The following is a 9771-nucleotide window of genomic DNA, read 5'->3' as shown; positions in this document are numbered from 1 at the left end:
AACAAAAATCTTCGCCATTTGGCCCGAATCTTGGACAAACAAAGCGCATGGCCATTCCCAATCCCAACATCCTGGTCGTCGAGGACGACCGCGAAACCCGGACGTTGATTGCGAAGTACCTGCGCAACAACGCCGGCAACGTCACCGCCGTGAGCGACGGCCGCGAGATGTCGCGCGCCATGGCCGATCACCGCGTCGACCTGATCATCCTCGACGTCATGCTGCCGGGCGAGGACGGGCTCAGCCTCTGCCGCAAGGTGCGCTCGGAGACGCAGACGCCGATCATCATGCTGACCGCGCGCGGCGAGGACGTCGACCGCATCGTCGGCCTCGAGATGGGCGCGGACGACTATCTGCCGAAACCCTTCAACCCGCGCGAGCTGCTCGCCCGCATCAACGCGGTGCTGCGCCGCCAGGCCGCGGCGCAGGCGGCAAGCTCGATCGAAGGCGCGAGCACGCTGGCCTTCGAGGGCTGGCGCATTGATCTGCGCCTGCGCGAGCTGCGCAATCCCGACGGTGCGCGCGTCGCGGTGACCAGCGCCGAGTTCGACCTGCTCCGCACCTTCTGCGAGCGGCCCGGCCGCGTGCTGTCGCGCGACAGCCTGCTCGACCTCACGCAAGGGCGCAACACCGGCTCGTTCGAGCGCTCCATCGACGTGCTGGTCAGCCGCATCCGCCGCAAGATCGAGCCCAATCCGGCCGATCCCACCATCATCAAGACGGTGCGCTCCGGCGGCTATCTGTTCACGCCGAGAACCGAGGCGGTCGCGGCCACCCTGAGCAGCTGAGGGAACGGCGACGATGAAGCCGTTCGGGTTCTTTCACCTCAGGGGTATCGGCGGGCAGATCGCCGCGCTGGTGCTGGCCTCGACCGTCGCGCTCCATCTCGTCGTCACCACCGCCTTCCTGATCAGCCGGCCGGACCGTCCGGACACCCCGCCGGACGGCGCGCATCAACTGACCGATGCCGCGCTGCTGCTCGGCTCTGCCGAGCAAGCCGAACGGCCGCGCCTCATTGCCGATCTCGCCCGCGCTTTCCCGAAGCTGAACATCGAGATGCTCGCGCCGGGCACGGCGAGTGTCGTCGAAAACAACGACAGCCAGCACCTGCGCGGGATCCGCCGCCACCTCGGCCACGACTACAAGGTGGTGCAGCTCGTTCCCGAAGGCGGCACACATCGGGTCGGCGTGCAATTGCCCGACGGCACGGTGATCGCCGGCCGTGTCGATGGGGGTTCGCGGCCGTGGTTCTGGGGCGCGCCGTGGCTGACGACGCTGATGTCGGCCTTCATCTGCGTCACCGTGCTCGGCCTGTGGGCGGCGCGCGCGCTGGCCGCGCCGCTGTCCTCCTTCGCCAGGGCCGCCGAGAATTTCAGCCTGGACGGCGGCGCGGACCCGCTGCCCGAGCGCGGGCCGGAAGAGATCCGCTCGGTGGCGCGCGCGCTCAACCGCATGCACGAGCGGATCGCACGGCTGATGTCGGATCGCACGCGAATGCTGGCCGCGATCAGCCATGATCTGCGTACGCCGATCACGCGGTTGCGCCTGCGCGCCGAGTTCATCGAGGACGAGGGCAACCGCAAGCGCATGCTGATGGATCTCGACCAGATGCGCTCGATGCTGGAATCGGTGCTGTCCCTGCTGCGCAACGACCGCAAGATCGAGGCGGTGACCCTGGTCGACATCGCCAGCACGCTGCAGCTCGTCGCCGACCAGTTCGGCGACATGGGCCACGTCGTGCACTATGAGGGTCCCGTGTCGGCGACTGCCGCCGCGCGGCCCGACGATCTGCATCGCGGCGTCACCAATCTCGTCGAGAACGCGGTGCGCTTCGGCGCCGAGGTCACGATCCGTCTCGACATATCGGGCACCAAGCTCGTCATCGACGTCGAGGATGACGGCCCCGGCATTTCGGATGCGCGCAAGCAGGAGATGCTGGAGCCGTTCGTGCGCGGCGACGACGCGCGCACCATGGACGACTCCACCGGCTTCGGACTCGGCCTGTCGATCGCGCGCGCGATCGCGGTCGCCCATGGCGGCGAGTTGTCGCTGCACGACCGCGAGCCGCACGGCCTGATCGTGCGGATGCAATTGCCGGTGTGGCAGGAGCCGCGGCTGGCGGCCTAAGCCAGCAACTCAGGCGGCGAGCGGCGGATGCTTGATCGCGTGCTCATCGAAGATCGCTACCGCCTCGAAGCGGTAGCCGCAGGCTTGGCACTTCCAGAGATAGGAAACGCGGCCTTCGCCCGGCTCGATCCAGTCCGGAAATGGGATCGGTGTGCCACATTGTGCACAAGGGTTCTGCATGGGAATGTCGTCGATGTCTGCTGGGGTCATGGACGTCCTCCCGAGTGCTTCTTGAATTGCGATTGTTGGGCGAATGCGCGAATGGACAGACCCGCTGTCGCGTAAGGCACTCCACCAGCTCCGAACTTAACCTAGGTTTAAGTCGTAAAAGCGACGGGCCGGCGAAAATCGCCGCGGGTGGCATTTCGCCACATCATCGCCGTGTTCCCGCGGCCTAACGCGCGAGGGTGCAGGTCCGTTCTGCCGAGGAATATTTCGATGAAAACTTTGCATATTGCCGCGCTTGCCGCGGCAGGGTTGATGATGACGCAGGCCGCATTCGCGGGCGAAGCCGAATATGCCGAGATGGTCGCGATGCATGCCCGCGCCAACGGCGTGCCGGAGGCGCTGGTGCATCGCGTCATCATGCGCGAAAGCCGCTACCAGCCGGGCCTCGTCGGCCGTGGCGGCACCATCGGGCTGATGCAGATCAAGCTCGCGACCGCCCGCGGCGTCGGCTACACCGGCGATGCGGCCGGCCTGCGCGATCCCAACACCAATCTCACCTATGCGGTGAAGTACCTCGCCGGCGCCTATCGCGCCGCCAATGGCGACCACGCACGAGCTGTGCGTTATTTCGCGGGCGGCTATTACTACGTTGCAAAGCGGCAGCGGCAGGAGATGGTGCAGCAGGCGAGCAACGAGACGAACTCCCAGGCTTGGCTGGAGCCGAACGGCAATCCGCAGCCGATGTTCGGCAACGTTCCGCACAGGAAGCTGGCGCAAGGCGTCCGCAACGCGCGGGCGCAAGCGCCAAAGTAACTTTCGCGGCCCGGGCGCGCTGCAGCGTGCAACGCTGCTGCGCAGAACCGGGACCCAGCGCTCCACGCGAAAATGGGCCCCGGCTCTGCGACGCACCACGCCGCCAAGGGCGGCGCGCTGCATCGCGTCCGAGGCACGGCTGCGGTTCCCGCCAAGCGCGTTGACCACCCCGCCTCCCTGGCATACATTAGACCCGTTCCGAGGGGTGCTCCGAGGAGGAGCTGAGATACCGCTAAATGGGCAATACCGCCCAGGACCGCGGTGACCCTTTGAACCTGATCCGGGTCATGCCGGCGAAGGGACAGGGATGTTGCAGGCGACCAAGCGACCGGATTCACCGGTATCCATCATCGGCGCAGGCATTGCCGGCGCCTGGCAGGCCCTGCTGTTCGCGCAGGCCGGCCACACCGTGACGCTACACGAGCGCGGTGACGCCGGGATGACCGATTCCACCAGCCACTGGGCCGGCGGCATGCTGGCGCCCTATTGCGAGGCCGAGGTCGCCGAACCCATCATCAGCCGCCTGGGCCTGCGCTCCCTGGACATCTGGCGGCGCGAATTGCCGGATACCCCCTTCAACGGCTCGCTGGTCGTCGCCCATCCGCGCGAGCGCAGCGATTTCGAGCGCTTCGCCCGCATGACCGAAGGCCATCGCCGGCTCGATGCCGCTGGCCTCGCCGAGCTCGAGCCGTCGCTGGAGGGACGCTTCCGCGATGCACTGTTCTTCCCGACCGAGGGCCATGTCGAGCCGCGCCGCGTGCTGCCGAAGCTGCATGAGCGCATCAAAGCTGCCGGCGGCACCATCAAGTTCGACAGCGACGTTACCGCAGAAGATCTCGACGGCATCGTGATCGACTGCCGCGGCCTGTCCGCACGCGAGGAGCAGCCTGGCTTGCGCGGCGTCAAGGGCGAGATGATTTTGATCGAGACGGACGAGGTGCAGCTGTCGCGCCCGGTGCGGCTGATCCATCCGCGCTGGCCGCTCTACGTGATCCCGCGCGAGCAGAACCTGTTCATGCTCGGCGCGACCTCGATCGAGACCGAGGACACCGGCGTCAGCGTGCGCTCGGCGCTGGAGCTCTTGGGCGCCGCCTATGCGGTGCATCCGGCGTTCGGCGAAGCCCGCATCGTCGAATTCGGCTCGGGCCTTCGTCCCGCTTTTCCCGACAATCTGCCGCGCATCGGCATCCGCGGCGAGAGGATCGCCGTCAACGGCCTCTACCGCCACGGCTTCCTGATCGCGCCGGCGCTCGCCGAGCTGACGCTTGCCTATGTCCAGCGCGGCCAGATCGACAACGAGGTGATGCAATGCGCGTGATCGTCAACGGTGAGCAGTGCGAGGTGAGTTCGGTCAGCGTCGACGCGCTGCTCGCCGAGCTCGACTACGAAGGCACCCATTTCGCGATCGCGCTGAACTACGACGTCGTGCCGAAAAGCCGCTGGGCCGAGACGAGCCTGAAGGCCGGCGACGAGATCGAGATCATCACGCCGCGGCAGGGAGGGTGATGATGATGCGGGCACACTCTTTCCACGTCGTCCCGGCGAAGGCCGGGACCCATAACCACCGCCCTTTATTGGGACGGACGATCTCTCCCTGCGTGCCCCGAGCGAAATCACGCGGTATGGGTCCCGGCCTTCGCCGGGACGACAATTAAGGAGACACCTCCCACATGGTGACCTTCTACGGCAAATCCTTCGCCTCCCGCCTCCTCATCGGCAGCGCGCTCTATCCCTCGCCCGCGATCATGCAGGAGGCGATCCGCGCCTCCGGCTCGAACATCGTCACGGTGTCGCTGCGGCGCGAATCCGCCGGCGGCAAGACCGGGGACGCGTTCTGGAATCTGATCCGCGAGCTCGAGGTGACCGTGCTGCCGAACACCGCCGGCTGCCGCACCGTGCGCGAGGCCGTGACCACCGCCAAGCTCGCGCGCGAGCTGTTCGGCACCAGCTGGATCAAGTTAGAGGTCATCGCCGACAACGACACGCTGCAGCCCGACGTCGTCGGCCTCGTCGAAGCCGCGACCATCCTGATCAAGGACGGCTTCGAGGTGTTCCCCTATTGCACCGAGGACCTCTCGGTCGCCAACCGCCTGGTCGATGCCGGCTGCAAGGTGGTGATGCCGTGGGCCGCGCCCATCGGCAGCGCCAAGGGCATCACCAACCGCGATGCCCTGAAACTGCTGCGCGAGCGCCTGCCCGACATCACGCTCGTGGTCGATGCCGGCATCGGCGCACCCTCCCACGCCGCGCAGGCGCTCGAGCTCGGCTACGACGCCGTGCTGCTCAACACCGCCATCGCAAAAGCCGCCGATCCCGTCGCGATGGCGAATGCCTTCCGCCTCGGCTGTGATGCCGGCCGCACCGCTTACGAAGCCGGGCTGATGAACGCGCGCGACTTCGCCTCCCCCTCCACCCCTGTTGTTGGGACCCCGTTCTGGCATGCCGTATCCTGATCGCTTCTATCCCGTCGTCGACAGCCTTAACTGGGTCGAGCGCCTGACCAAGCTCGGCGTCGGCACCATCCAGCTTCGCGCGAAGGAGCTCAACGACGCCGACGCGCTGCAGATCGTCACCGACGCGCTGGCGATCACTGCGGGCACGCAAGCCAAGCTGGTCGTGAACGACTATTGGCGCGCGGCGATCGTCGCCGGCGCGAAATATCTGCATCTCGGCCAGGAGGATCTGGCGGATGCGGACCTGAAAGCCATCCGCGAGGCCGGCGTTCTCCTCGGCATCTCCACCCATGACGACGCCGAGCTTGAAACCGCGCTTGCCGCCAAGCCCGATTACGTCGCGCTCGGCCCGATCTTCTTCACCACCTTGAAGTCGATGCGCTTCGAACCGCAGGGCATTCCAAAAATCACCGAATGGAAGAAGCGCATCGGCAACATCCCGCTGGTCGCGATCGGTGGCATCAAGTTCGAGCACGCCGCGGAGATCTTTGCCGCCGGCGCGGATTCCATCGCCGTGGTGTCCGACGTCACCCAGAACGCCGACCCGGACGCACGGGTGCGGCAGTGGCTCCGCCTGAAGGAGGCTGCATGACCGAAAATCTCTCCGCTCGTCATTGCGAGCGAAGCGAAGCAATCCAGAGTCTCTCCGGAGAGGCAGTCTGGATTGCTTCGTCGCAAGAGCTCCTCGCAATGACGGAGACACCCTCTTCATCCCGTCACCCTGAGGTAGCCGCTTCTTCAGCGGCCCTCGAAGGGCGACGGCCCGGCTCTTTCATCCTTCGAGGCTCGCCCAGCGGCGCTTTCGCGCCGCTGGTCTCGCACCTCAGGATGACGAGAACGAACACTGCGAACACGAATTAAACCGGAGGACCCCATGAACATCCGCTCCAACCCGCAACAGACCGTCCCCGCCGTCACCACCGGCCCGCTGCCTTCCTCGCGAAAAATCTTCGCCTCGCCCGACGCCGCGCCGGATATCCGCGTGCCGCTGCGCGAGATCATCCTCTCCGAAGGCGCGGGCGAGCCGAATCTGCCGGTGTACGACACCTCGGGCCCCTACACCGACCCGAGCGTCACCATCGACGTCAACGCCGGCCTTGCCCGCAGCCGCAAGCAATGGGTGCTGGAGCGCGGCGGCGTCGAGGAATATGAGGGCCGGCAGATCAAGCCGGAGGACAACGGCAGCGTCTCCACCGACAAGGCCGCGCGCGCGTTCTCGGCCTATCACAAGCCGCTGCGCGGCCTCGACGGCCACAAGATCACGCAGCTCGAATTCGCCCGCGCCGGCATCGTCACCAAGGAGATGATCTACGTCGCGGCCCGCGAAAACCTCGGCCGCAAGCAGCAGCTCGAGCGCGCGGAAGCAGCGCTTGCCGACGGCGAGAGCTTCGGTGCCTCGGTGCCCGCCTTCATCACGCCGGAGTTCGTGCGCGACGAGATCGCGCGCGGCCGCGCCATCATCCCCTCCAACATCAACCACTCCGAGCTCGAGCCGATGATCATCGGCCGCAACTTCCTGACCAAGATCAACGCCAATATCGGCAACTCGGCGGTGACATCGTCGGTCGAGGAAGAGGTCGAGAAGATGGTGTGGGCGATCCGCTGGGGCGCCGACACCGTGATGGACCTCTCCACGGGCCGCAACATCCACACCACGCGCGAATGGATTTTGCGCAACTCGCCGGTGCCGATCGGCACCGTGCCGATCTACCAGGCGCTGGAGAAGTGCAACGGCGATCCGGTGGCGCTCACCTGGGAGCTCTACAAGGACACGCTGATCGAGCAGTGCGAGCAGGGCGTCGACTATTTCACCATCCACGCCGGCGTGCGCCTGCAATACATCCACCTCACCGCCAACCGCGTCACCGGCATCGTCTCGCGCGGCGGCTCGATCATGGCGAAGTGGTGCCTGGCGCATCACAAGGAGAGCTTCCTCTACACGCATTTCGACGAGATCTGCGACCTCATGCGCAAGTATGACGTCTCGTTCTCGCTCGGCGACGGCCTGCGCCCGGGCTCGATCGCCGACGCCAACGACCGCGCGCAGTTTGCCGAACTCGAGACGCTCGGCGAACTCACCAAGATCGCGTGGGACAAGGGCTGCCAGGTCATGATCGAAGGCCCCGGCCACGTGCCGATGCACAAGATCAAGATCAACATGGACAAGCAGCTCAAGGAGTGCGGCGAGGCGCCGTTCTACACGCTTGGACCGCTGACCACCGACATCGCGCCGGGCTACGACCACATCACGTCGGGCATCGGCGCTGCCATGATCGGCTGGTTCGGCTGCGCCATGCTCTGCTACGTCACGCCGAAGGAGCATCTCGGCCTGCCCGACCGCAACGACGTCAAGACCGGCGTCATCACCTACAAGATCGCCGCCCACGCCAGCGACCTCGCCAAGGGCCACCCCGCAGCCCAACTGCGCGACGACGCCCTCTCCCGCGCGCGGTTCGACTTCCGCTGGACCGACCAGTTCAACCTCGGCCTCGACCCGGACACGGCGAAAAACTTCCACGACGAGACCCTGCCGAAGGAAGCCCACAAGGTCGCCCATTTCTGCTCGATGTGCGGCCCAAAATTCTGCTCGATGAAGATCACGCAGGACGTGCGCGACTATGCGGCCACGCTGAACGATCCGAACTCGGTGGGGATGTCGATCAGCGGGACGGCCGAGGACGGCATGAAGCAGATGAGCGCGAAGTTCAAGGAAATGGGCAGCAGCGTTTATCTGGATGCGGAGAAGGTGAAGGAGAGTAATCGGGTGTTGTGAGGGCAATCAGCGTTATCCGCAGCCAGTCGCATTGCAACCGAAACTTTCAAGGCCGGGCGAAAGCCCGGCCTTCCTTTTGGCATCATCGGTCGGATTGCAAATTTCACGACCTTGGGTAGAGTTACATCATCAGACAAGTTGAAGCACCCAGGACTCAGATCATTCAAGTATTTTCGTCTCTGGTGCATTGCCGCGAAGATGCGGCAGAGCAGCAGGGCTTTTGCAAGTTAACGCGCGAGCAATACGCCCATGCCACGTGAGATCTTGGAATTCCGGCTAGTTGTTGCATCTCCTTCGGACGTGTTTGAAGCCCGAAGGGCCGTTTTCGACGGCGTGTATGAACTCAATCGAGCGCTGGAGCCTCAGCGCATCTCAATTCGGGCGATGGGATGGGAGGAGTACGTTACCCCTGGAATCGGAGCCGAAACGCAAGATGTGATCAACAGGCAGCTCCTGCGCGACTATGACATTCTGGTCGCAATCTTTGGTACCAAACTAGGAACTCCCACTGCCGGCGCTCTATCTGGCACTGTAGAGGAGATTGAACATGCCATCTCTGACACTACAAGTGTTATGGGGCAGCATCGAGTTCAGGCTTATTTTCTAGATAGAATTGATGGTACAGCGAGCATTTCGATCGATGAACTCAAGCGAGTTCACGATTTCCGCAAGTCACTCGAACCACGCGGCGTACTCTACCGTCTGTTTAAGACTGAGCAAGAACTCCAGCAGGAGATACGTGTAAATATTCATAGATCGATCATCGAGTACCTAAGCAGGCTGCCCCAGAGGTCCCTTAGCACCTCTGAACCGCAGACGGAGCAGCCGCCGAATGTACAGGCTTCCGCTCGCCCAGATGAAGGTGTGGGCTTACTCGATCTTCAGGAAGAGGGCGAAGAAGCGATAGCATTAGCAAGCGCGGCCGTCGCACGCATCGGAGAGTTTATTGATGAGATCACCCAAGCAACAAACCATCAGACCTCTGAAATAGAAAAACTTTCGCTAGCCAGCGCCAAGGAGAAGAAGCGATCCATAAACGAATATGCGACGTTCATTGAGCTGCGAGCGAATGCGATGAAGAGGGAAGCTTCAACAGCACGCGAGAACTTCGCGATCTTTTCCCAAGCGGCAATTGCTCTTGCAGCCTTGCAAAAGCAGTCCGCAGACGCGCAACAGTACCAAAACGAAGTGACAGTTTTACTGAACTCAGCCGAAGCAATGCTCTCGGTACTTACCACTAGCCGGACAAGCATTGAAGGGTTCAAGTCCGCAATACAGAGGCTTCCTCGAATAACGACTCAGTTCGACAGGTCAAAAAGGCTTTTGATTGAGGCGACCGATGAATGCATCGACCTCGTTAATGATACTGAAAATAGAATGTATCAAATCGCGGGACGCACTTAGAAGCTAGGCGGAATAGGCGAAGCCACATCTGGG

General features: G+C 64.0%; 10 protein-coding genes and 1 riboswitch. Of the genes, 9 read left to right on the top strand and 1 reads right to left on the bottom strand.

Annotated elements, in window-relative coordinates:
- The first annotated feature begins 47 nt into the window (after positions 1–47).
- Positions 48–788, top strand: a complete 741-nt coding sequence (locus N2603_RS12150; protein WP_260388931.1) for a response regulator — start codon at positions 48–50, stop codon at positions 786–788.
- A 13-nt stretch (positions 789–801) separates the two neighbouring features.
- Entirely contained in the window at positions 802–2127 is a 1326-nt protein-coding gene (locus tag N2603_RS12145; RefSeq protein ID WP_260388930.1) for an ATP-binding protein, read from the top strand.
- 9 nt (positions 2128–2136) lie between these two features.
- On the opposite strand, the gene N2603_RS12140 is transcribed toward N2603_RS12145, so the two are convergent.
- Complete coding sequence (locus N2603_RS12140) at positions 2137–2337, bottom strand: hypothetical protein (RefSeq protein ID WP_018640988.1); 201 nt, start codon at positions 2335–2337, stop codon at positions 2137–2139.
- A 228-nt stretch (positions 2338–2565) separates the two neighbouring features.
- On the opposite strand from N2603_RS12140, the gene N2603_RS12135 reads away from it, so the two are divergent.
- From N2603_RS12135 to N2603_RS12105, 7 genes are all read left to right on the top strand, one after another.
- Complete coding sequence (locus N2603_RS12135) at positions 2566–3108, top strand: lytic transglycosylase domain-containing protein (RefSeq protein ID WP_260388929.1); 543 nt, start codon at positions 2566–2568, stop codon at positions 3106–3108.
- Positions 3109–3299: 191 nt separating this feature from the next.
- A riboswitch (TPP riboswitch) is annotated at positions 3300–3428 on the top strand.
- On the top strand, positions 3416–4426 hold the full coding sequence (locus N2603_RS12130) for an FAD-dependent oxidoreductase (protein WP_260388928.1): 1011 nt from the start codon (positions 3416–3418) through the stop codon (positions 4424–4426). (Overlaps the previous riboswitch by 13 nt.)
- On the top strand, positions 4417–4614 hold the full coding sequence (thiS, locus tag N2603_RS12125) for a sulfur carrier protein ThiS (RefSeq protein ID WP_260388927.1): 198 nt from the start codon (positions 4417–4419) through the stop codon (positions 4612–4614). The genes N2603_RS12130 and thiS overlap by 10 nt, the downstream gene beginning before the upstream one ends.
- 164 nt (positions 4615–4778) lie before the next feature.
- Positions 4779–5561 carry a thiazole synthase gene (locus tag N2603_RS12120; RefSeq protein WP_260388926.1) on the top strand — a complete coding sequence of 261 codons (783 nt, stop codon included), beginning with the start codon at positions 4779–4781 and terminating at the stop codon, positions 5559–5561.
- Complete coding sequence (locus N2603_RS12115) at positions 5548–6153, top strand: thiamine phosphate synthase (RefSeq protein WP_260388925.1); 606 nt, start codon at positions 5548–5550, stop codon at positions 6151–6153. Before N2603_RS12120 ends, N2603_RS12115 begins: the two co-directional genes overlap by 14 nt.
- A 282-nt stretch (positions 6154–6435) precedes the next feature.
- Entirely contained in the window at positions 6436–8334 is a 1899-nt protein-coding gene (gene thiC / locus N2603_RS12110; protein ID WP_260388924.1) for a phosphomethylpyrimidine synthase ThiC, read from the top strand.
- 249 nt (positions 8335–8583) lie between these two features.
- Positions 8584–9738 (top strand): hypothetical protein, encoded by a 1155-nt coding sequence (locus tag N2603_RS12105; RefSeq protein WP_260388923.1) that lies wholly within the window; start codon positions 8584–8586, stop codon positions 9736–9738.
- The last annotated feature ends 33 nt before the right edge of the window (positions 9739–9771 follow it).

The sequence above is a fragment of the Bradyrhizobium huanghuaihaiense genome, from assembly GCF_025200885.1.
Lineage (GTDB): Bacteria > Pseudomonadota > Alphaproteobacteria > Rhizobiales > Xanthobacteraceae > Bradyrhizobium > Bradyrhizobium huanghuaihaiense.
Note: the sequence above shows the minus strand (reverse complement) of the source record. Positions and strands in the feature narration are given on the sequence as shown.

Bases quoted from the DNA above. Each gene is read 5' to 3' on its own strand.
- N2603_RS12150 (WP_260388931.1), top strand. From the start codon at position 48: ATGGCCATTCCCAATCCCAACATCCTGGTCGTCGAGGACGACCGCGAA.
- N2603_RS12145 (WP_260388930.1), top strand. From the start codon at position 802: ATGAAGCCGTTCGGGTTCTTTCACCTCAGGGGTATCGGCGGGCAGATC.
- N2603_RS12140 (WP_018640988.1), bottom strand. From the start codon at position 2,337: ATGACCCCAGCAGACATCGACGACATTCCCATGCAGAACCCTTGTGCA.
- N2603_RS12135 (WP_260388929.1), top strand. From the start codon at position 2,566: ATGAAAACTTTGCATATTGCCGCGCTTGCCGCGGCAGGGTTGATGATG.
- N2603_RS12130 (WP_260388928.1), top strand. From the start codon at position 3,416: ATGTTGCAGGCGACCAAGCGACCGGATTCACCGGTATCCATCATCGGC.
- thiS (WP_260388927.1), top strand. From the start codon at position 4,417: ATGCGCGTGATCGTCAACGGTGAGCAGTGCGAGGTGAGTTCGGTCAGC.
- N2603_RS12120 (WP_260388926.1), top strand. From the start codon at position 4,779: ATGGTGACCTTCTACGGCAAATCCTTCGCCTCCCGCCTCCTCATCGGC.
- N2603_RS12115 (WP_260388925.1), top strand. From the start codon at position 5,548: ATGCCGTATCCTGATCGCTTCTATCCCGTCGTCGACAGCCTTAACTGG.
- thiC (WP_260388924.1), top strand. From the start codon at position 6,436: ATGAACATCCGCTCCAACCCGCAACAGACCGTCCCCGCCGTCACCACC.
- N2603_RS12105 (WP_260388923.1), top strand. From the start codon at position 8,584: ATGCCACGTGAGATCTTGGAATTCCGGCTAGTTGTTGCATCTCCTTCG.